19 protein-coding genes are annotated in these 19,025 nt (G+C 61.4%); 4 read left to right on the top strand and 15 right to left on the bottom strand.

Features of this window, described 5'->3' with window-relative positions; all coding sequences use genetic code 11:
* Nucleotides 1–10 precede the first annotated feature (10 nt).
* From ABQJ54_RS10975 to ABQJ54_RS10955, 5 genes are all read right to left on the bottom strand, one after another.
* A complete protein-coding gene (locus ABQJ54_RS10975) occupies nucleotides 11–511 on the bottom strand; it encodes a DoxX family protein (RefSeq protein WP_367854325.1) in 501 nt (166 codons plus the stop codon).
* Between the two features lie 125 nt (nucleotides 512–636).
* Complete coding sequence (locus ABQJ54_RS10970; RefSeq protein WP_367854324.1) at nucleotides 637–1,443, bottom strand: SDR family NAD(P)-dependent oxidoreductase; 807 nt, start codon at nucleotides 1,441–1,443, stop codon at nucleotides 637–639.
* Entirely contained in the window at nucleotides 1,440–2,318 is an 879-nt protein-coding gene (yghU, locus tag ABQJ54_RS10965; protein ID WP_437343345.1) for a glutathione-dependent disulfide-bond oxidoreductase, read from the bottom strand. The genes ABQJ54_RS10970 and yghU overlap by 4 nt, the downstream gene beginning before the upstream one ends.
* Before the next feature lie 28 nt (nucleotides 2,319–2,346).
* A complete protein-coding gene (locus ABQJ54_RS10960; RefSeq protein WP_367854322.1) occupies nucleotides 2,347–3,051 on the bottom strand; it encodes a glutathione S-transferase family protein in 705 nt (234 codons plus the stop codon).
* 43 nt (nucleotides 3,052–3,094) lie between these two features.
* Nucleotides 3,095–3,772 carry a peroxiredoxin-like family protein gene (locus tag ABQJ54_RS10955; RefSeq protein WP_367854321.1) on the bottom strand — a complete coding sequence of 226 codons (678 nt, stop codon included), beginning with the start codon at nucleotides 3,770–3,772 and terminating at the stop codon, nucleotides 3,095–3,097.
* 95 nt (nucleotides 3,773–3,867) lie between these two features.
* Here ABQJ54_RS10955 and ABQJ54_RS10950 point away from each other — a divergent pair, with 95 nt between their 5' ends.
* The gene (locus ABQJ54_RS10950; RefSeq protein ID WP_367854320.1) at nucleotides 3,868–4,773 is read left to right on the top strand and encodes a LysR family transcriptional regulator; all 906 of its coding nucleotides are present in this window, start codon (nucleotides 3,868–3,870) and stop codon (nucleotides 4,771–4,773) included.
* A gap of 521 nt (nucleotides 4,774–5,294) precedes the next feature.
* On the opposite strand, the gene ABQJ54_RS10945 is transcribed toward ABQJ54_RS10950, so the two are convergent.
* From ABQJ54_RS10945 to ABQJ54_RS10925, 5 genes are all read right to left on the bottom strand, one after another.
* A complete protein-coding gene (locus tag ABQJ54_RS10945; protein WP_367854319.1) occupies nucleotides 5,295–5,885 on the bottom strand; it encodes a TetR/AcrR family transcriptional regulator in 591 nt (196 codons plus the stop codon).
* Between the two features lie 71 nt (nucleotides 5,886–5,956).
* Nucleotides 5,957–7,399: an efflux transporter outer membrane subunit gene (locus tag ABQJ54_RS10940; RefSeq protein ID WP_367854318.1), complete on the bottom strand. Its 1,443-nt coding sequence runs from the start codon at nucleotides 7,397–7,399 to the stop codon at nucleotides 5,957–5,959.
* 72 nt (nucleotides 7,400–7,471) lie between these two features.
* Nucleotides 7,472–9,043 carry an MDR family MFS transporter gene (locus tag ABQJ54_RS10935; RefSeq protein WP_367854317.1) on the bottom strand — a complete coding sequence of 524 codons (1,572 nt, stop codon included), beginning with the start codon at nucleotides 9,041–9,043 and terminating at the stop codon, nucleotides 7,472–7,474.
* Between the two features lie 2 nt (nucleotides 9,044–9,045).
* Complete coding sequence (locus tag ABQJ54_RS10930; RefSeq protein WP_367854316.1) at nucleotides 9,046–10,116, bottom strand: HlyD family secretion protein; 1,071 nt, start codon at nucleotides 10,114–10,116, stop codon at nucleotides 9,046–9,048.
* Between the two features lie 53 nt (nucleotides 10,117–10,169).
* Nucleotides 10,170–10,991 carry an SDR family NAD(P)-dependent oxidoreductase gene (locus tag ABQJ54_RS10925; RefSeq protein ID WP_367854315.1) on the bottom strand — a complete coding sequence of 274 codons (822 nt, stop codon included), beginning with the start codon at nucleotides 10,989–10,991 and terminating at the stop codon, nucleotides 10,170–10,172.
* A gap of 302 nt (nucleotides 10,992–11,293) precedes the next feature.
* Between ABQJ54_RS10925 and ABQJ54_RS10920 the strand changes: the two genes are divergently transcribed.
* The 3 genes from ABQJ54_RS10920 to ABQJ54_RS10910 all read left to right on the top strand — a co-directional run bounded on the left by ABQJ54_RS10920 (nucleotide 11,294) and on the right by ABQJ54_RS10910 (nucleotide 14,293).
* A complete protein-coding gene (locus ABQJ54_RS10920; protein WP_367854314.1) occupies nucleotides 11,294–11,695 on the top strand; it encodes an H-NS histone family protein in 402 nt (133 codons plus the stop codon).
* 120 nt (nucleotides 11,696–11,815) lie between these two features.
* Nucleotides 11,816–13,243 (top strand): hypothetical protein, encoded by a 1,428-nt coding sequence (locus tag ABQJ54_RS10915; RefSeq protein WP_367854313.1) that lies wholly within the window; start codon nucleotides 11,816–11,818, stop codon nucleotides 13,241–13,243.
* Between the two features lie 282 nt (nucleotides 13,244–13,525).
* On the top strand, nucleotides 13,526–14,293 hold the full coding sequence (locus tag ABQJ54_RS10910) for a MobA/MobL family protein (protein ID WP_367854312.1): 768 nt from the start codon (nucleotides 13,526–13,528) through the stop codon (nucleotides 14,291–14,293).
* A gap of 131 nt (nucleotides 14,294–14,424) precedes the next feature.
* Here ABQJ54_RS10910 and ABQJ54_RS10905 read toward each other — a convergent pair whose 3' ends face one another.
* The 5 genes from ABQJ54_RS10905 to ABQJ54_RS10885 form a co-directional block, all read right to left on the bottom strand.
* Nucleotides 14,425–15,888 carry a YfjI family protein gene (locus tag ABQJ54_RS10905; RefSeq protein WP_367854311.1) on the bottom strand — a complete coding sequence of 488 codons (1,464 nt, stop codon included), beginning with the start codon at nucleotides 15,886–15,888 and terminating at the stop codon, nucleotides 14,425–14,427.
* Nucleotides 15,885–16,241: a hypothetical protein gene (locus tag ABQJ54_RS10900; protein ID WP_367854310.1), complete on the bottom strand. Its 357-nt coding sequence runs from the start codon at nucleotides 16,239–16,241 to the stop codon at nucleotides 15,885–15,887. The genes ABQJ54_RS10905 and ABQJ54_RS10900 overlap by 4 nt, the downstream gene beginning before the upstream one ends.
* Nucleotides 16,238–16,603, bottom strand: a complete 366-nt coding sequence (locus tag ABQJ54_RS10895) for a hypothetical protein (RefSeq protein WP_367854309.1) — start codon at nucleotides 16,601–16,603, stop codon at nucleotides 16,238–16,240. Before ABQJ54_RS10895 ends, ABQJ54_RS10900 begins: the two co-directional genes overlap by 4 nt.
* Nucleotides 16,604–16,887: 284 nt before the next feature.
* Nucleotides 16,888–17,787 (bottom strand): recombination directionality factor, encoded by a 900-nt coding sequence (locus tag ABQJ54_RS10890; RefSeq protein ID WP_367854308.1) that lies wholly within the window; start codon nucleotides 17,785–17,787, stop codon nucleotides 16,888–16,890.
* Entirely contained in the window at nucleotides 17,781–18,866 is a 1,086-nt protein-coding gene (locus tag ABQJ54_RS10885) for a YqaJ viral recombinase family nuclease (RefSeq protein ID WP_367854307.1), read from the bottom strand. Before ABQJ54_RS10885 ends, ABQJ54_RS10890 begins: the two co-directional genes overlap by 7 nt.
* Between the last annotated feature and the right edge of the window lie 159 nt (nucleotides 18,867–19,025).

Here is a 19,025-nt window from a genome sequence, read left to right as displayed (position 1 = left end):
ACACCGGCACTCAATGGCCACAGGAAGCAAAGTGGCGTCTCTTCAGCCAGCGATCCAGTGAGATGGGGCCCGCGCCACCCACGCACAACGCAAGAAGGCCCGCGATATACAACAGGTCCGTCTCATAACCGGGCTGGCCGAAATGCGCACCGGCTGCATCGTAGGACAGGAGCTTGATCGAGCTGAATCCGTTGGGCAGGTGCACGGTAAAGGTCGCCACCAGAAGCACGGCGATCATGGGCCCAGTTGCAACCGGCACGAACGCTCCGGCGAGAATCGACAGACCGCCGACCACCTCGACAACGATGGTTGCCCAACCCAACAGGTGCGGGAGCGGTACACCGATCGCATGAAGAATGGCGATGAATACCTCCGGGCCTCTCGCCAGCTTGGCGTAACCGTGCTCAACAAATCCGGCGCCTACAATCAGTCGGAGCGGAATGGCATACCAGTCCGCCGGGAGAGGAAGAGGGGCTACGGCAAACTTCCGAAGAATCGCTTTGATGCTCATGCCGACAGATCGCTCCAGGAAATGGTCTGGTTGCACATGGAACCGACACATGGAACCGAATAAATGACACTTGTCCGGCTACCCAGCCCCTGCTGAAAACAGGCGTATTTACCGCTGTTCTACATTCAGAGCGCCGAGTGATCCTTCACTGCGTCCTCCAGCGCCAGCTTCAGACCCAGGAAGCGTTCGTCGACGGCGGCCGGATGGTCACGATTGAGGGCAATCATCTGCGCCCTCGCCTCGCCGCCCCGGATCACCTCGAACGCCCCCGTCTCGATCCCCTCGACGATGGCGTCGGCGACGGTGGTGGCCGGCTCCCGCGAGAAGCCGAGTTCGGGACCGGCGCGGTTCGACTGCATCATCGGCGTGTCGGTCGCGCCGGGATACGCGGTCAACACGTGGATGCCTTCGCCCTTGAGTTCGCGCCGCAGCGCCTCGCCAAAGCGGGCAAGACCGGCCTTGGTGGCGGCATAGGTCGCGTAGAACGGTGCGCCGATCAACGCGATGCCGGAGGCGACGTTCACGACCATGGCATCGCCGCTGGTACGCAGTGCCGGCAGCGCCGCGCGGGTCAGCAGGATCGGTGCGACGAGATCGACGTCGATCATGGCCTGCAGCTCGGCTTCGGGTGTGTTCTCCAGGCGCCCTGCCCTGACGCCTCCGGCGTTGTTCACCAGGATGTCCAGCCCGTCGAGCGTGTCGAGGGCCTGCTTGAGTGTCGCCGCACGGCCATCGGGCGTCGCCACGTCGGCGGCGATGCCCCAGACGGACGGGCTCGCCTGGCGAAGCGCTTCGACCGCCTTCGCAAGCGCGTCGGCACGTCGACCGCTGATGGCGACTCTCGCCCCCTTGGCAAGAAAAAACCTCGCGAGCGCGAGGCCGATGCCGCTCGATCCGCCCGTGATGAGGATGCGCTTGCCTTCGAGGTTCATGATGACGCTCCCGCAAGCTTGTCCTGGGTCTTGTCGTCGAAGTCGCTGGCATCGTGGCGCTCCCGAAGCTGCTCCGACGGCTCGCCGCTCGTGCGGTTGACCATCCGTCCACGCTTGACGGCGGGTCGCGCGAAAATCGCGTCGGCCCAGCGTTGGACGTTCCTGTAGCCCTGCACCGACAGGAACTCGGCCGCGCCGTACTGCCATCCCATCACCAGTCCGCCGTACCAGGGGAACACCGCGATGTCGGCGATGGTGTAGTCATTGCCGGCTAGGTATTCGCTCTCGGCCAGGCGCCGGTCGAGCACGTCGAGTTGCCGCTTCACCTCCATGGCAAAGCGGTCGATCGCGTATTCGATCTTGGTCGGGGCATAGGCGTAGAAATGACCGAAGCCACCGCCCAGGTACGGCGCACTGCCCATCTGCCAGAACAGCCAGTTCAACACCTCGGTCCGGCCCGCGACGTCCTTCGGCAGGAAGGCACCGAACTTCTCCGCGAGATACAGCAGAATCGAACCTGACTCGAATACACGTATCGGCTCCGGCCCGCTAAGATCCAGCAACGCCGGAATCTTCGAGTTTGGATTGATCGCCACAAAGCCGCTGCCGAACTGATCGCCTTCGCCGATCTTGATCAACCAGGCGTCGTACTCGGCGCCGAAGTGGCCGAGGGCCAACAGTTCTTCCAGCAGGATGGTGACCTTCACGCCGTTCGGCGTGCCCAGCGAATAGAGCTGCAGCGGATGCCGGCCGATCGGCAGCTCCTTGTCGTGCGTCGGGCCGGCTATCGGCCGATTGATATTCGCGAAGGCGCCACCGCTCGGCTGGGTCCAAGTCCAGACCTTCGGCGGCACATAGCCGATGGAATCCGTCATGCTCGTCTCCACGATCGCCTGGGTCGGCTCACGCCGCCGGTGGGTAATTGGACGGAAAGAGCGCACGCCGGGACTCTTCGTCGTTGGTTTTCTTGAACGGATGGTCCTTGCCGACATCGCGTGCGCGTGCCGCCGCCGGCCGTGCATCGACCGTCTCGAAGAGACGCTTGAGGTTCGGATACGGGCCAAGCGCATCCTCGGCGCCCTTGCGTACCCGCGAGGCCCGATCCAGCCAGCCCCAGGCCGACATATCGGCAATCGTGTACGTGTTGCCGACGATATAAGTCCGCCCTTCGAGATGCTCGTCGAGTACCTGGTAATGACGCTCGGCCTCGCGCCGATAGCGGTTCACCGCATAGTCGAGGCCTTCCGGCGCGGCAAACTGGAAATGCACGGCCTGCCCCGAGAACGGCCCGAGTCCTGAGGCGAGGAACAGCAGCCAGGACAGCAGCTCGGGCCGATCTTCCGGCGCGCCGAGGAACTGGCCGGTCTTCCCGGCGAGATAAAGCAGGATCGCCGTGGAGTCGAAGACACGTGTCTCCTTGCCGCCCGGCCCTTCCGTATCGACGATGGCAGGCACCTTGCCGTTGGGGTTGATCGCGCGAAAGGCCGGAAGGTGCTGCTCGCCCTTGCTGGTGTCGACCGGGATCACCTCGTTCGGCAGCCGCGCTTCTTCGAAAAAGAGCGCGACCTTCGCCGGATTGGGTGTGGGATGGAAATAGAAGCGGATCATGGATGTCTCCGTCCGTAGTCGAAACCGCGAAGATCGCCGTCACTCAGGCCACGGAAGCCGCCCGCAGTTTGTCGAGCACCGGGAGGAGTTCCGCCGGATCGGGACGCTGGGTGTAGTCCGGATTGACCTCCGCATAGGCAATGATGCCATCGGTGCCGATGACGTACCGCGCGGGCATCGGCAATACCCAGGCCGGATCGTCGTTGACCGTCGGCAGATCGTTCTTGAAGCCCTTGTAGAGTTCGACGAGGTAGTCCGGCAGCGAGAACCGCAACCCGAAGGCCGCGGCGATGCGGCTCTTCTCATCGCTCAGGATGGGAAAGGTCAAATGATGCTCGCGCTGGGACTTGCGGCTGTTGGACGCCGTCTGCGGCGAGATGGCGACGAGGCGGGCACCACGAGCCTCGATCTGCGGCCATGCCATCTGAAGGGCCTGCAGTTCCAGATTGCAGTAGGGACACCAGGCACCCCGATAGAACGATACGACCAGCGGGCCCTTCGCCAGAAGCTCCGCGGAGGAAACCCCATGGCTGTCGGCATCCTTGAGTGTGAATTCCGGTGCCTTGTCACCCGCCTTCTTGGCGTTGAGCGCCTGGCCCGTAGCGATCAGCTCCGCCGTGGAGCGGTGTATGACGTCGAGCACATCCGGGCCGGGTTTGTAAGCGAGCTTTCCGCCTTCGAAATCCGCCTTGAAGGCGTCCAGACGATCTTGAAGAGGCATGGCGCGCAGTTCCCGAGTGGATGACGGAGCGATTGTGGTCCATCCATTAATCCAAGGGTATGCTCAGGATTGGACAACATTTATCCATTTATCAAATGAATGATCGACTCCAGGCACTGACCGTCTTTGTGCGTGTGGGCGAGAGCGGCAGCTTCACCCGTGCCGCCCACGACATGAACCTGTCCCAGCCCTCGGTATCGCGCATCATTGGAGAGCTGGAGGCGCGGCTGGGCGTGAAACTGCTGCTGCGCACGACGAGGCGGCTCACCTTGACGGCGGCAGGCGAGAAGTTCCTTGAAAGGGCACGCGACGTTCTCGCCGACCTGGACGAGGCCGAGGATGCCGCACGGGGTGTCGACTCGCTGCGCGGCACGCTCCGCGTGGCGCTGCCCGTGGTTTTCGGCATGCGGGAAGTGATCCCGCGCTTGCCTGGATTCCTCGCGCGCCATCCGCTGTTGCGGGTGGAGTTGCGCGTATCCGACGCCTACCAGGATCTCATCGCGGAAGGGGTGGATGTCGCGATTCGACTCGGCAAGCTGGCGGACTCCACTTTCGGCGCGCGCAGGCTGGCGACGCTGCCGAAGTTCGTCGTCGCCGCGCCGGCGTATCTGGAGACGCGCGGCGTACCCCGCAGCCCTGCCGAACTCGCGAAACACGACTGCATCTTCGGCCCGAATGGGCTGGGCCGCGAGAGCTGGACCTTCAAGCGGCGCAACACGGTCATTTCGGTCGATGTGACTGGCCGCATCTGCACGGACTCGGGCCCCGGACTCCACGCCAGTACGCTCGCCGGCCTTGGCATCGCCCGGGCTTCCGCCGCCATGTGCGGCACGGAACTGCGGTCAGGTGCGCTGGTGGCCCTGTTGACCGACTACACGCTGGAGCCTGTCGATGTCCATGCCGTCTTTCCCGGCGGCCCCCACCCCTCGACCAAGGTACGGGCGTTCACCGACTACATGATGACGGCGCTCCATACCGGGTCGCCCGCACTCGCGGTATAAGCCACAGGCGCGACAGGCCATAAGTGATGTGCAGACAAGGCAAGTATCCCCCGGCAAAGCCGGGGGCTTTAACTATGTGAGCCGCTCAAAGCGGCTTCATGGGGCTGCCGAAACCCGCTGCTCCACGAGTGCACGCGACGACGAGACCTTTGGGTTGGGAGACTTGCCGGCGCCGAGCTTGCACAGCCGGAACTACGATGCCAGCGACTTGTTCTTCCAGGCGATGGGGACCAACTCGGCGCGCCTTGTCGACCTACCCTCGATAACGAGCATTATCGAAGTGGCCGCGGATGCAGAATGTACGGCGCAATCATAGGCGGAGTCCAGCAAGGTTCCTGCATGACTGCCATGGATCATATCGATGGGGTTATAGGCGTGGTCGCTAGGCATGTCAGAGAAAAACTGCCTGCCTTACGTCGACCGCCACCAGATCGAAATCCAGCAAGATGCCGATGCCAGGTACGCGGCATGCACCATTCTGCCCCAAAGCTATTGCAGACATGAAAGCGTTCTCATGTCGCTCATGTCTGCAGCTCCAGGCGAAAACGTCTCTTGAGTGATCGGCGCGACGCTTCCAGTATCGCCTTGCGTTCGCCAGCGCCGACCAGGCGCGCGGCGAGCAGCGCTCCCAGCAATTCCGAACGCAACGAGCGGGCGGAGTCGTCAGGATCCGCAACGTCCAGCGATTTGAAGAGGCCCAGCAGGCGCCGGTGCTGAATCCCCATGCCATCGGCGAAAGCCTTCCTCGTCGCGTCGTCCAGTCGTGGGAGATCCGATCCCAGCGCCGCTATCGGGCAGCCGCGGCCGCGTGCCTGGGCATGGCGCTCGGAGAGATAGAAATCGATGTAATCGTGAAGTGCTGTCCGCGCGTCCTTGCCGTTGGTCACATCGTCGATGCGTTCGCTCATCTGTTCGAACATGTGCTCGATGCTGGCAGCGACCAATGCCTCCTTGGAGGCAAAGTGCGCATAGAAGCCGCCGTGCGTCAGTCCGGCCTCGCCCATGACAGCGGCCACGCTGACGCGCTCCGGCCCCTGCTCACGGATAGCGCGCGCCGCCACAGTGAGCACCTTGTCGCGAGTCTGCTGCTTGTGTTCGGCGTTGTAACGCATGGCGTTTCTCCTGCCTTTATATGCCATGCATCATATCACGAACTCGCGTGCACTTCCGGAGCCCTACGGGATCATGGCGAGGCTGCTGTCGCCAGCGATGCTGAAGTACCATGCCGCTTCGCCGGCGACCAACCACCGCCCAGTGCGCGGAAGACTTCGATAGTGGCACGCGCACGGTCGGTGCGCAGGACGGCCTGCACGCGCCTGGCAACCAGTAGCGTGCGTTCCTGCTGCAGTACCTCGACCATGCTCGAAGCGCCAGCCCGAAAGCTTCGCCCGATCGAAGCCCTGGATCGTGCATCAGCATCGACCACTTGTTGCCGGCGGCGCCCTTGTGCATCGACCCTGGCGAGGGTGGAGAGCGCGTCCTCCACGTCTTCGCTCGCGTGCAGCACCGTCTGCCGGTAGTTCGACAAGGCTTCGGCCCGACCGCCGCGTGCAGTGGCCACTTCGGCGTCGACCTTGCCGAAATCGAACAGGCGCCAATGGATCCCGGCCAACAGCGCCGGCTGGAAGGCCGTGCTCTCGAACAGGCTGCCGGTGCCCAGCCGTTCGAAACCGAGCAGACCGCCGAGCGACAACGAGGGGTAATACTGGGACAGCGCTACGCCGATGTTCTCGGTTCGCGCGGCCAACTGGCGCTCGGCCGCGATCACGTCGGGGCGCCGCCGCATCAGCTCCGCCGGTCGAATATCGGCTGGAATGCCTGGAACAGTCCATGTCGCATCCGTGGATGCATGCAGGTCGAAGCGGTCCGTACCGGGTGCGTCGCCCATCAGCACATCGAGCCGGTAGCTCTGCTGCCGCCATTGATCCTGCAGCCCGGCCATCTCCGCCTTGTCTGCCTCGAGCACGGCGCGTGCGTCGTCTTCGTCGCGATCGGTCGCCACGCCCGCGGCGATCCGTGCGCCGGTCAGTTGCAACAGGCGGCGATCCGCATCGATCTGCGCGTCCATCAAGGACACGCTGGACTGCGCCTCGCGTATCCGGAAATAGGCATCCGCTGCCTCGGCCACCACGGAGATGCGCACGCCCATCCGCGCGGCCTCGGCAGCCTGTGCTTCATCGCGGTAGGCGCGGGCGCGACGATGCAGGCCGCCGGCAAGACCCGTCTCCCAGCTCGCACCGGCGTCGAGCTGCTGCAGGGTCTGGTCGCGGGCGTAGCCGGGGAACTGGCTGGCCACACGCCCCTCGGGACTCAGCAACGACTGGCGCTGCCGCGCCACGTCACCGTCGAGGCTGCCTTGTGGATACAGGTCCGAGCCGGCTTCGTGTGCTACCGCGCGCGCCTGCGCAACCCGCGCTTCCGCGGATCGGATGTCCAGGTTCTGCCTCATGGCGTGGCCGACGATGCTGTCCAGCACCGGGTCGCGGAAGCTCTTCCACCAATCATCCAGCCTGGTCTGTGCCGGGCTTCCGGCAAGGGCCGCGGTACCGACGTAATGCTCGGGCAAGGCGATGTGCGGCCGCGTGTAGTCCGGCCCGACCATGCAGCCGGACATGGCGAGCACCATCGGCAAGATCCATGACACACGCATGCGCCTGGCGATATGAATGTTGTGGTTGATCGTCGAAGTTCGCATGACTCAATGTCCAGCTGCGCCGCTGGCTCCCTGCGGCGCCACCTTGCGCAACAGCGGTACCAGGGCGATGGCGATGGCGAATGCCACCAGCATCACGAGGAAAGCGTCCGCGTAGGCCATGGTCGAGGCCTCGCGATAGACGAGCTGGCGCAGCTCCGCCAAGCTGGCCACCGTGGCGCGCGTACCGTCGCCCAGCGTCTGCTGCAGGCGCGCCTGCATGCCTGCGATGGTCACGCCCAGGGGCGCATGTGTCGCATTGAGCGAGCTGGCGATGCGCTCGAAATGCAGATTGGTGCGGTCGTTGAGAATAGCCCCGCAGATCGCGATGCCGACCGCGCCGCCCAGATTGCGCATCATGTTGAACAGTCCGCTGGCGTACTTGAGCCGTTCCATCGGCAGGCTGCCCAGCCCCAGCGTGACGGCAGGTGCCACCGCGAACACTTGCGGAAAGCCGCGGATGATCTGTGGCCAGAACAACTGGTCGCCACCCCAATCGTGGGTGATGCGGCTGAAGCTGAGCATGGACAGGCCGAACATCGCCAGGCCGAACGCCATCAGCCAGCGTGTATCCACACCCCGCCGCGCCAGCGCGATGTAGCACGGCACACCCAGCAGCGAGCCCAGGCCGGTGGCGCTCAGGACCACGCCGGTCTGCCAGGCCGACAGTTCGCGCACATAGCCCAGGAACAGCGGGATCAGGTAGATAGTGCCGAAGATCCCCATGCCGGTGATGAAGGACAGTACGCAACCGATCAGAAAATTGCGATTGCTCAGCGCGCGCAGTTCCACGATCGGATGCGCGTAGGCCAGGCTGCGCCACACGAACAGCACGCCTGCCACGACGGCTGCCCAGGTCGAATGGCGGATGCCGGCGTCGTCGAGCCAGTTCCAGCGCGCGCCCTCTTCCAGCACGTATTCCAGGTTGCCGAGGAAAATGGCCATCAGCCCGATACCGAGATAATCGGCGTCTTTCAGTAGGCCCCGTTCTGGACGGTCGATGTCGACCCAGGCCGCAGCGCCGGCAGCCACCAGCAGGCCAGGCACAAGATTGATGTAGAACAGCCAGTGCCAGGACAGGGTGTCGGTGATCCAGCCGCCGATCATCGGGCCTAGTGCCGGCGCCACCGATGCGATGGTGCCGATCACTGCTGCCGCCAGCGGCTGGCGCTTGCCCGGGAAGAAATGGAAGGTGGAGGTGAAGACAGTGGGGATCATCGACGCGCCCAGCATGCCCTGCAGGGCGCGAAACGCGATCATGCTCTCGATGTTCCAAGCCATGCCACATAGCGCGCTGGCCGCGGTAAATCCCAGTGCTGACGACACGAACAGCCAGCGGGTGGAAAACACGCGGGTAAGCCAGCCGGACATGGGAATGACGATGATCTCGGCGATCAGGTAGGCGGTCTGCAACCAGCCGATCTGGTCCTGCCCCGCCGACAGGCCGCCGCCGATGTCCTGCAGCGACGCGGCAACAATCTGGATGTCGAGCAATGCGATGAACATGCCCACGCACATCACCGTGAACGGCAAGATCGAAGGATGCGGGGGATTCGACGCAGGTGCGGCGGCGTTCACGACTAGCGCTCCTGCACCTGCGTGTCGACCGTCGCGGTGACCGACAGTCCCGGCCGCAACACGCCCACGTCGGCGAACCGGCCATCAAGCGCGATACGCACCGGCACGCGTTGCACGATCTTGGTGAAGTTGCCGGTGGCGTTCTGCGCGGGGATCAGACTGAACACCGAACCCGAGGCCGGCGATAGGCTGACCACATGACCGCTGATCTTCTCGCCTGAGTCCACGTCGGCAACGATGCTCACCGCCTGCCCGCGACGCATGCGCGCAAGCTGGTCCTCCTTGAAGTTTGCGTCGACCCACAGGCCGCGGGCCGGCACCAGCGACATGAGCTGGGTGCCCGCACCGACAAAAGTGCCCACGTGGGCCGAGCGGTCGCCGACGTAGCCGTCGATCGGTGCACGGATCACTGTGTAGCCGGCATCGAGTGCTGCCTCGTGTGCTTCGGCCCGTGCCTGCGACAGGATCGCCCGGGCCTCCACGACCTGTGCCTCGACCACGGCGAGCTGGCGCTGGCGCGCCAGCAGTGCACTAGCAGCCGCGTGGAACTGCGCCTCGGCCTGCGCATGACGTGAACGCGCCTGTTGCGCCGCCTGTACCGTGCCGGCCGAACTGCTGGCCAGTTGCGCGTAGCGCGCAGCGTCCTGCGCCGCAAAAGTGAGCGTGGCCTGGCTGGCTTGTTGTTCGGCCGTCGCCTCGGCGATGTCCGCATGGGTGAGCTGCACCTGCGCGTCCAGGCGCTCCAACGCCGCCTTCGCGGCGTCGACCTTGGCATCGGCGGCACGCCGGCGTGCGGCGAAGTCCGCCGGGTCGAGTTCCACCAGCGCATCGCCAGCATGCACGTAAGCGTTGTCCTTGACGCAGATTTTCGACACGTAGCCGGAAACCCGCGGCGAAATCACGGTGACGTTGCCGCCCACGTACGCATCGTCGGTGCTCTGGAAATAACGCCCGTGGAACCACCAGTAGCCGATCCAGGCCAGCATCAGCGCGGCAACCAGCATCAACCCGGGTACGACGAAGCGCTTGCGCCGCCGCGGCTTCGCGGAAGGCGCGGATACATGCTCTTGCATGACGACTCCAGCACCCGGCGCCGGGCGCCGGGCATGTTCTCAATGAGTAGCGTTCAGACGGCGGCGAGATAGCGGACCGCGGGCCGGTCGGTGGAAAGGTTCGGCAACATGGCGACGCGCGCCGCCTGCAACGCCTGCCACTGGGTCTCGTCGTGCAGCGGCGGGATGGTGATCGACTCGCCGCGGTCCAGACCAGCCAAGGCCGCGTCCACCATCGCATCGACCGGCATCACCATGTGTGTGGGAAGCTCCTCGATCTTTTTGCCGGCGCGCGCCCAGATCTCGGTCAGGGTCGCACCAGGCAGTACCGCCTGCACGTGCACCCCGCTGCCGGCCAGTTCCTGCTGCAGCGACTGGCTGAAGTTGAGCACGAAAGCCTTGGTGCCGCTGTAGACGCCGCTGAAAAGCTCGGGCGCCAGCGCCAGCACCGAGGCGATGTTGATCAAGGTACCCCTGCCGCGCGCCTTGAATGCCGGTAGCACAGCACCGGCCAACCGCATGACGGCGGTGATGTTCAACTGCACCACCCGGTCGAGTGTCTCGACATCAGAGCCGACGAATCGTTCGGGTGCGCCCATGCCGGCATTGTTGACCAGCGCGCCGATGCGGTCGTCCGCCTGCAGGCGCCGTTCCACCCGCGCCAACTGCTCACGGTTGGTGAGATCAGCGGGGAGCACCTCGACTTGCACGCCGTACTCCTTGGCCAATCCCGCGGCGATCTCTTCCAGCCGCGCCACATCCCTGGCGACCAGCACCAGATCGTGTCCCCGTGCCGCGAAACGCTGTGCATACGTCGCGCCGATGCCGGCGGACGCGCCCGTGATCAGGACCGAACCTTCGATTACGTTTTGGTTCATGGCAGTTGCCTCGTTCATTGGATGATGATCATCATATTACAATCATCATCCAATGTAAAGCCAACGCCAGGACACGTCTCAATCTCTGTGTCGATAGGATCGAGGAACTAACGAGGGGCCTGCCACATCGGGGACTGAAAGTTGTCGTCCTTGGCCCGTACCGACTTCGTGCTCGACGCCGTGCAGGAAAAAAAGGATGTAGAAAGGTTCCACAATTCACCGAGCAGCGCCAGCAACTCCAACCACCAGACAGTGTTGTACATTGAATACGCGGCACATCCATCCCAACATGCGTCCCAATTATCCTTCAAGGAACAACCATGGCCATCAATCTCGACGCCCTTTCCCCCTCCGAGCTGCAAGCACTCATCAAAAGTGCCGAAGCGCAGATGGCTGCCTCCCGTCAGAGCCATATCAGGGACACCCGCACGAAGATCGACAACCTGTTGGCAAGCGCCGGCCTGACGCTGGATGAGGTGTATCCGCGGCGGGGCGGTAAAGGCACGAAAAGCGCGAAGTCGGCTGTCGCCCCGAAGTATCGCAACCCGGAAAACGCGGCACAGACCTGGTCAGGTCGCGGCAAGCGCCCTTTGTGGTTCGTTGCTGCCCTGAAGAAGAAGGGTGTGACGGCAGAGAGCTTGCTCATCCAGGGTGCCGCCAAGGCCGCGCCCGCTCGCAAGTACCCCGTCAAGGCAACCAAGAAAGCCTCCTCCAAGAAGTAAGGCGAGCCACCTCGTGTCAATCAGAAGGCCCTACAGGTGTTCCTGTGGGGCTTCTTTATGCACACGAAGCGTGCACTACAAGATCTAGCAACTCTGATCCGCACCAAGATCCTATTCACCATGAGCCACCGTAGAGAAAAACCCAAGGACCCACTGCGTTTTGAGTTCACCGGAAGTTGCCGACTGGATGAAATAGCCACCTTCAGTGAACTCCAAGAAGATCTTTATTGGGACGACAAATATCCATGTAAAGAAACACCGAGTTTCGAATCGCTTGAACAGACCCTTGGATTTATCGAAGCGGTAGCCGGCATTAAATGCAAAAGCTCTACCGACCAGCTTCCGGTCGCAGCACTCAAGACCATCAAACTCCTCTTTTTGACCAGCAAGATGAAGAATCCATCCACTGGCAAAAAACGAAATCTCTTCAAGATCATCAATCCGCCGGGTCTTAATAATCCTGCAACGATGGAGTTCGCTACGACTTCATCACTAGCGCACGATAAAGAAGCCACCGCCCTAATCCATTCACTGCTCGAAAAGCTAGCCCTTGAAATTGATGAAGAAAAGCTCCTAAAGATTAACCTTATACTGAAAGATGCCAAGAGCATCATGCACTGCATCGAGGTCGGAACCTATCATTCCGTCGCCTTCCTGTCCGAACACATAGGTAACAACATTGGCTTGACCAGTGCGTATAAGCACCTGGCAAAAAAAGCCAACAAATACAAACCAGAGAAATGCAACGAAGCATCCATCCCTCTCCATGAAATCGTCTATACCTACCTGCGCAGCCTAGGCTTCATCCACTTCGCCCTGCACCACAACACTGAATCCAAATCCTTTCGAATACTTAAGCCCATTCCCTCGATCACTGCCGAGCTCGCCGCATTCTGCGAGACCCTGAATGCACAGTCCAGCTTCCTTATCGAGCCCCACACTCCATTCGTATCCGTCTACGAAACACCAGATTTTGTCAGCATCTTCCGCAAACAATTCCTAGACATTGTCATGCTGGCGACGGAAACCAGCTCCTACAAGGATATGCAAGTCATTGAAGATGCAATTCGTGCAAAGAAGATTCTCATCGAGTACTTATGGCGCAATTATGAAATCGATGACCCAAACGCCAAGCTCCTGTCCCTGCACAACATCATTGCTGCCTTATGTTCTTATCGATACCAACGAGAGACTGGAACTCCCTACGAGCCTGACTGGCCCGGAAGAGGCAAGCAACCGGGAAACTCACCTCAACGACTTATGGAAGATGGGCTTTACAATAAAAAACTCGCCATTCCACAGGGCGTCTTCGATCTTTACTACCAAAGATACGCTCAGTATCTCTTTGCGTTTATGGGCAAATCAGAATCCAACAATGCATGGATGGATTTTCAATCATCACGCCTCAATGCCTACGTAAGAATCTTGCAGTCCTACAACATTGATGTCATCACTAAGTCAATATTTGAATTTGATCGATACTGCCTTAAACAAACAGCTATGGCTTTTGCCAATTTCCTTCGCACTCGCAACACTGCATCAGCATGAAAAGCCATGACTTCTATCCATCGAATTCTCTAACACTTTACATTTATATCACTTAGCTTCCATGTATTACTTTACATAGTTCTACCTACTGTATGGAGAGATAGTCATTTGTCAGATGGAACTGATCCATGATCACTCCATAAAAGCCCAGTGACATATAGGTGGAAAAGGCTACGTGCACATACCTTTTCCACCTATAAACGGACAAAAACACTCTTTACAAGCGACCGACGAAATTCTTTCGTCGGTTTTTTTTATGCACCCCATAGAAAGGGTAGTTACATGGCCATGTTCCACTACCGCATCAAGAGCGGAAAGAAAGGTACGGCAGTTGATCGATTCAACTACATCACACGCCAAGGCAATCACAGTGATCGCGACGAAGTCGTCTGGACGGAGTTCGGCAACCTGCCTGCCTGGTGTGAGGACAATCCCAAACGCTACTGGCAAACGGCTGATCGACACGAGCGGGCCAACGGCGCCGTTTACCGCGAGCACGTTGTAGCGCTTCCCAGTGAACTGGACGCATCTCAGCAACACGCGCTTGTGGACAAGCTGGTACAGAATCTTGCCGGGAACAAACCCTATCAGTACGCCATTCATGCCCCCAACTCGTCCCTGGCGAGCGCGGTACACCCCCACATGCATCTGCAGGTGTCCGATCGCCTTCCTGATGGGATCGAACGCGCGCCAGCGCAGGAGTTCATGCGGTACAACGCCAAGGATCCAAGCCAGGGCGGCCGGAGAAAGGACAGTGGCGGACGTACACCGCTACAGGTACGAGACGAGCTGATTGCCACACGCAAGATGATCGCCGACCTCCAGAACGAGGCACTGGCCGAGCACGGCCATGCCACGCGCGTGGATCATCGTAGCCACTGGGAACGCGGCATCAAGCGTGAACCGGAGCGCCACCTGGGGCAGGAAAGGATCAGCCAGATGTCGACGGAAGACAAAGCCAAGTACACGGCCGACCGGAAGCGACGTACCGAGTGCTGCAAGCATCACCCTCCTACCCACGCCGCCGTCAGGGCCGCCGCCGGCCCTTGATGATCCTCTCTCTTGGGCGAAATGCATGCGCAGATGCGCCATATGGCACACATGCGCGCGTCATTCGAGGAAAGTCGCTGAAAAAAAGGCCGCCCTGCCTGAACAGGGCGGCCTCCAAGGCTAGCTGGCGACTACATGGTGCTCAATGACTCACCGTAGTTCGCATATTGAATCCATTGGATCCAGCGCTTGCGCCTCGCCATGCTGACAGTCACCACGCCCTGGCTCTGCAACAAGAGGAGTGCCGCTTCGAAGCGAGTACGCCCCAAACTGCTTCGACGACCGGCATCACGACGAGGAGCCGGCAAGTTACGGCTCCACCATTCACGGTACAGGTAAGCGACGAGCTCGTCCGCATCACATTGCACCTGCGAACGACGGCTCCCAGGGCCGAAGAATGTCATGAATTGACCCATGTACCAATTCATGATCACTGATGCACGCTGAAGCGTGTCGCGCGAGATCAGCCCAGTTTGCCCCTCGAACAAGTGCAGGATGGCGGCGATACGCCCCAGGTTCTCCATCACCTTGGAGCCGAAATCGCTGACCGTCTCCAGGTAGCCGCCGGGAAGCATGGCGGTCTCGTTCGCATTGTGGAGATCAAGCCACAGGCTCTTGGCTTCGCCCGACAGCTCGAGTACCTGGGGCTCGACATCACCGCTCGCGTAACGTTCATCACGTTGACGCAGCAGTACCCTGAAACGCTCATGCAGCGCAGCCAGATGCACCGGCTCGTAACCGTCCTCCGCGTAACCAAGCTGGCGATATCCCTTCGTCGACATCGGCCTGGCAAAGAGGAAGCGCGCGAAATATCCACTCGCACGCAGCGCGTCACCTTTCTTGCTCACCAGCTTCTCGAACATGTCCGGCTGCATCATCAAGCTCAACGTCATACGAGGCTGGCTGATCTGGATGTACCGCCCATAGGCACGATTCACCGGCAAGCTGTCAGCGCCACTCCAGATCGAGTTTTGAAGGGCCGCATTGACCATCACCTCACTCTTCATGATGTCACTCGCCTCATCACACACGATGGCCACCGATTCGCCTTGACCCGCCAAGGCCTCATACAGCCCTGCTTCGCTCACGTTCTGGTACAGAACCTGACGCAATCGCGGCTTGGAGGGCATGCGACTGGCGTGCTCTTGAAGTTCGCGTCGAACATCTTCGGCAGAACCACCACGCTCGATGCGAATGCGGAGCTTCTTCTGCAATGCTTTGTCCTCGGCATGCCAGGCACGCATTTGCGCCTGATATGCGACACGAGCTTCTTCGAATGCCAGCGTTGCCTCGCGATCATGCTCGCGGAATGGCTCGAAGATCGCATTGTCCACCGGCGTCTTGCCTGACCCGCTTTCCGCGCTAGTCCACGAGTACACCATGAGCGGGCAGCGCTTACCATTCGGCAACTTCACTACGGCCTTGTCCTGCACAGCGAGCGCCAGTGCCGGAATCATGCAACTCCCCGTCATCGAGAGGGCCACCTTGACCCTCCAGGACAATTCCTGGCACGCGGCACGCGCAAGCTCCGGAAGGGCCTCGACCGGGAACTCCCAGTGGTACGACTGCATCGTTGGGATCGCCAGCATATTCATGCGCTGATCTCCTCATCGACCTGTTTCGTCGCCCCACCTTCCCCATGGCTTCCATGGTCGAATCCGGCAATGCCGTAAACGTCCTCGCGCCGCTTGCGCTCTTCGTCGAACTCCTTGCGCAGACGTGCTGGATGCATCCCGAGTGCGTACGCCTCGTTGAACTTCGCAACGATCGTTTTCCACGGGACCTTGCGCTCGACGTGCTGTTTGATGGTGTCGAAGGCCTCCGCCAGCGCTTCCTCGCGGCGCTGGCGCTTGCTGGGCTCGACCGACTGAAGCGCGAGTTGGAATTTTTCCAAACTCGAATTAGCCGCCTTCACCGGCGCCATGCTGGCTACACCGTTCGCGTTCATGCTGCCAGTACCCCACGCTTGCCGGCATGCCTGGAACGCCACAGCTCCGCGCGGTATTGCAACCACTCGACCACGTCCCAGTAGAAGAAGAAACGCGGCGCGTTCTTCGAGTCGGAAAGCCTGAAGCCGACCGGCATCGCTTCGTCGTACCGCTTGCTGCGCGGGTTCCACATCTCGAACGCCGTGCTGCGCGCGATGCCGGTCAGTTTCAGGAATTCTTTCAACTTGATCGTGATCGGCTGATCCAGATCCACTGGTTTCATTTCTTTTTTTCGGGACTTTTTGCGCAGATCCAAATCTTTGGTCCGCATGTCCGTCGCCGACTCCTGTCGGACGGTTTTTTTTGTGCTGCGCTGTGCCATTTCTCGTACCTTTTGTAGTGAAGCGGTCCGGGCAGTCATCTGACCGGAGCGACCGGGTTTCCCCAGTGCCCACGCAAAATATTCATCGGATCGCTCTACGGCTTCGGGGAAAAATTCAACGTTTTGGCAACGCCTCTCCCTCGACGTATCCATCCCCGGGCATAGACGTTGTGGTCATGGCCCGTTCTACGTACGAGCCTGCTCTGTCACGGGACGCATATCCACTGTCTTTTCAAAGAAAAACAAACGCATGGCGCGGGAAGGGAGCCGAAGCTCCCCTCCCTTTACGCAGACACCAATCGTTCAACCTTGCCCTTGAGCTTTCCTCGCAAGCTGCTTGGCGGCGCCTCTGGCGTGTCCACAGCCGCCTCCTGGGTGGCCACGGGATAGAACTCCTCGACCACCGCAGGTACGTCCTCTTCCAGTTCCTCGAACGCCCCGTTCGCGAAGCCATCGTTAGCCGCCTTATCCAAGGCTACCTGGTTGAATCCACTCGCCCGCCGTTGCTCGTCCAATTCCCGCGCCTGGGTGACGGCTTGCTCCAGTGTCAAACCCGAACGCACCACGAGGTCCACGTAGTAGATCGGCGTCCCGTAGCTCATCGTGGTGGACTTGCCACGCAGTTTCAGTTCCAGTGGCAGGCAGGCCAGCAATCCACCCGACGACGCGCTGAAATAGGCCAGCCGAGCTGCCAGGGTGCGGATGGTGTTGTACGACGTGGTGCGCAGCACGAAGCTGCCCAGCGCGTCTTCGTCACCGTCGCCTACCACCACATTGAGCCGGGCGTAGGCCTTGCACGCCCCTTGCGCGAACGCGCAGGCACCCGGCCCCGGACACGGCAGGTTCGCCACCCCTTCCTTACTCATGCGGCGGCAGGTCTCACCGTTGCCCACACACACCGGTCGCCCGGTCGTGCGGTCGAACAGCGAGTAGTCCGCGCGCAAGTTGAGTGCGGGATCGTTGAACAGCAACCGCACGGGGATCGCGCGCAGCTTCTGTCCTTCTGCCTCCTTGCGCAGCTTCTCGTCCAACGGATGCAGCAGCCAGCCGTCGCATCCCTGTACCTGGCTGGTCAGGGTGAACTGGTCGTCCTTCTCGGGCAGGCGCTTGCCGTTGCGCTCGACCACCCGGCCAATGGAAATCCGCCCGATCACGGGCGGGGTAATCACCAGGCCTTTCAGCATGTCGTTGTCCTCGCATCGTTATCGGAAGTCCGCGACAGCACGAACCGGCGTGCACCGGGACGGGTCACGGCATACATGGCGGCGATATCCGGGCATTCGGCCATCAGTCGCTTCGTATCCAGCAGGGTGCTGTCCCTGGCCCGCTTGAAGGTCACTTCACCATGGGCGAAGACCGCCTTGCTGGCATCCCCCATGGCTTGCTGGATCACCTGCTTGAGCGATTCGGCCTCGTCTTCCATCACTTCCAGTTCGTCCCTGAGCGTTGCCAGTGCATCGAAGGCGCGGCTGAGGTCTTCGTCGCCCGTGAAGTCCAGACGGGTGTCGTTACCGCGATACAATTTCCGCAAGGCCTTGGCCGCCGATGCGCTGCCATCGGCCGGTGGCTCGATGTCCTTCTCCACGTACTCCCAGAACCGGGTTTCCAACACGACCAAGCGGGCGATCACTTCGTCGTCCCGTTCGACCCGGTGGATCTCCAGTTGCTGACCGCAAAGGAGTACGGCCACGTCGGCGGCAGCCTTGCCGGTGACCGCCAGTTGGTGCTGAACCTGCAGTTGGACGTATTCGGGGACACCGTCTTTCCACAGGCGCGCACCGAACTCGCCGGCCGTCTTGCACTCCAGCACCTGCACACCGGGCACGCCGACGATTTCCCGGTCGATGTTCGCCAGCATGTAGGGGAATGCCGGGTGCTGGAGCACGGCGTTGAGCTTGCGCACCTTGTGCCCCGTGCGCTCCTGGTACGCCGTGGCCACCATCGGCTCCAGCAAGGTGCCCCAGTAGCGGGGGTCGTCCTGGCCGGGCTGATCCTCGGCCGGTGGCGTCCGGCCGGTCTTCTCCATCCACAGTTCAAGCTGGCTCTTGTACGGGCACAGGCCCACGGCGGCAGCGGCATCGGAACTGCCAATGCCTCCTTGCCGGACATCCAGCCATTGCTTGCGATCGAGGCGCTTGGTGTCCACCAGGCGCAAGGCTTGCTGTTTCTTCATGAGGATCGCTCCCGGGAAATAAAAAGCCCGGCGCAAGGCCGGGCTGGAAGAGGTGATGCAGGAAGCCGCTGCATGCAGCGGCACGAACATGGAGGTGACGTCAGTACGTCATGCCATCAACGTGATGACGAAGCAGACTGACCAGGCGATGAAATACGCCAGGTTCCTGCGTAGTTGCCGGAGCCTGCACGAGCGCCCGAGGCTGAGGAGCTTGCCTCGGGATTGATCGGGGCGTCGTCGTTGAAGACG

Source organism: Rhodanobacter lycopersici (assembly GCF_040812335.1).
In the GTDB taxonomy this organism is placed as follows: domain Bacteria; phylum Pseudomonadota; class Gammaproteobacteria; order Xanthomonadales; family Rhodanobacteraceae; genus Rhodanobacter_A; species Rhodanobacter_A lycopersici.
The sequence above is the reverse complement of the archived record's forward strand: the minus strand, read 5'-3'. Positions and strand labels throughout refer to the sequence as shown.

Coding starts and splice junctions, on each gene's coding strand:
- ABQJ54_RS10975 (WP_367854325.1), bottom strand. CDS start 511: ATGAGCATCAAAGCGATTCTTCGGAAGTTTGCCGTAGCCCCTCTTCCT.
- ABQJ54_RS10970 (WP_367854324.1), bottom strand. CDS start 1,443: ATGAACCTCGAAGGCAAGCGCATCCTCATCACGGGCGGATCGAGCGGC.
- yghU (WP_437343345.1), bottom strand. CDS start 2,318: ATGACGGATTCCATCGGCTATGTGCCGCCGAAGGTCTGGACTTGGACC.
- ABQJ54_RS10960 (WP_367854322.1), bottom strand. CDS start 3,051: ATGATCCGCTTCTATTTCCATCCCACACCCAATCCGGCGAAGGTCGCG.
- ABQJ54_RS10955 (WP_367854321.1), bottom strand. CDS start 3,772: ATGCCTCTTCAAGATCGTCTGGACGCCTTCAAGGCGGATTTCGAAGGC.
- ABQJ54_RS10950 (WP_367854320.1), top strand. CDS start 3,868: ATGAATGATCGACTCCAGGCACTGACCGTCTTTGTGCGTGTGGGCGAG.
- ABQJ54_RS10945 (WP_367854319.1), bottom strand. CDS start 5,885: ATGCGTTACAACGCCGAACACAAGCAGCAGACTCGCGACAAGGTGCTC.
- ABQJ54_RS10940 (WP_367854318.1), bottom strand. CDS start 7,399: ATGGTGCTCGCCATGTCCGGCTGCATGGTCGGGCCGGACTACACGCGG.
- ABQJ54_RS10930 (WP_367854316.1), bottom strand. CDS start 10,116: ATGCAAGAGCATGTATCCGCGCCTTCCGCGAAGCCGCGGCGGCGCAAG.
- ABQJ54_RS10925 (WP_367854315.1), bottom strand. CDS start 10,991: ATGAACGAGGCAACTGCCATGAACCAAAACGTAATCGAAGGTTCGGTC.
- ABQJ54_RS10920 (WP_367854314.1), top strand. CDS start 11,294: ATGGCCATCAATCTCGACGCCCTTTCCCCCTCCGAGCTGCAAGCACTC.
- ABQJ54_RS10915 (WP_367854313.1), top strand. CDS start 11,816: ATGAGCCACCGTAGAGAAAAACCCAAGGACCCACTGCGTTTTGAGTTC.
- ABQJ54_RS10910 (WP_367854312.1), top strand. CDS start 13,526: ATGGCCATGTTCCACTACCGCATCAAGAGCGGAAAGAAAGGTACGGCA.
- ABQJ54_RS10905 (WP_367854311.1), bottom strand. CDS start 15,888: ATGAATATGCTGGCGATCCCAACGATGCAGTCGTACCACTGGGAGTTC.
- ABQJ54_RS10900 (WP_367854310.1), bottom strand. CDS start 16,241: ATGAACGCGAACGGTGTAGCCAGCATGGCGCCGGTGAAGGCGGCTAAT.
- ABQJ54_RS10895 (WP_367854309.1), bottom strand. CDS start 16,603: ATGGCACAGCGCAGCACAAAAAAAACCGTCCGACAGGAGTCGGCGACG.
- ABQJ54_RS10890 (WP_367854308.1), bottom strand. CDS start 17,787: ATGCTGAAAGGCCTGGTGATTACCCCGCCCGTGATCGGGCGGATTTCC.
- ABQJ54_RS10885 (WP_367854307.1), bottom strand. CDS start 18,866: ATGTTCGTGCCGCTGCATGCAGCGGCTTCCTGCATCACCTCTTCCAGC.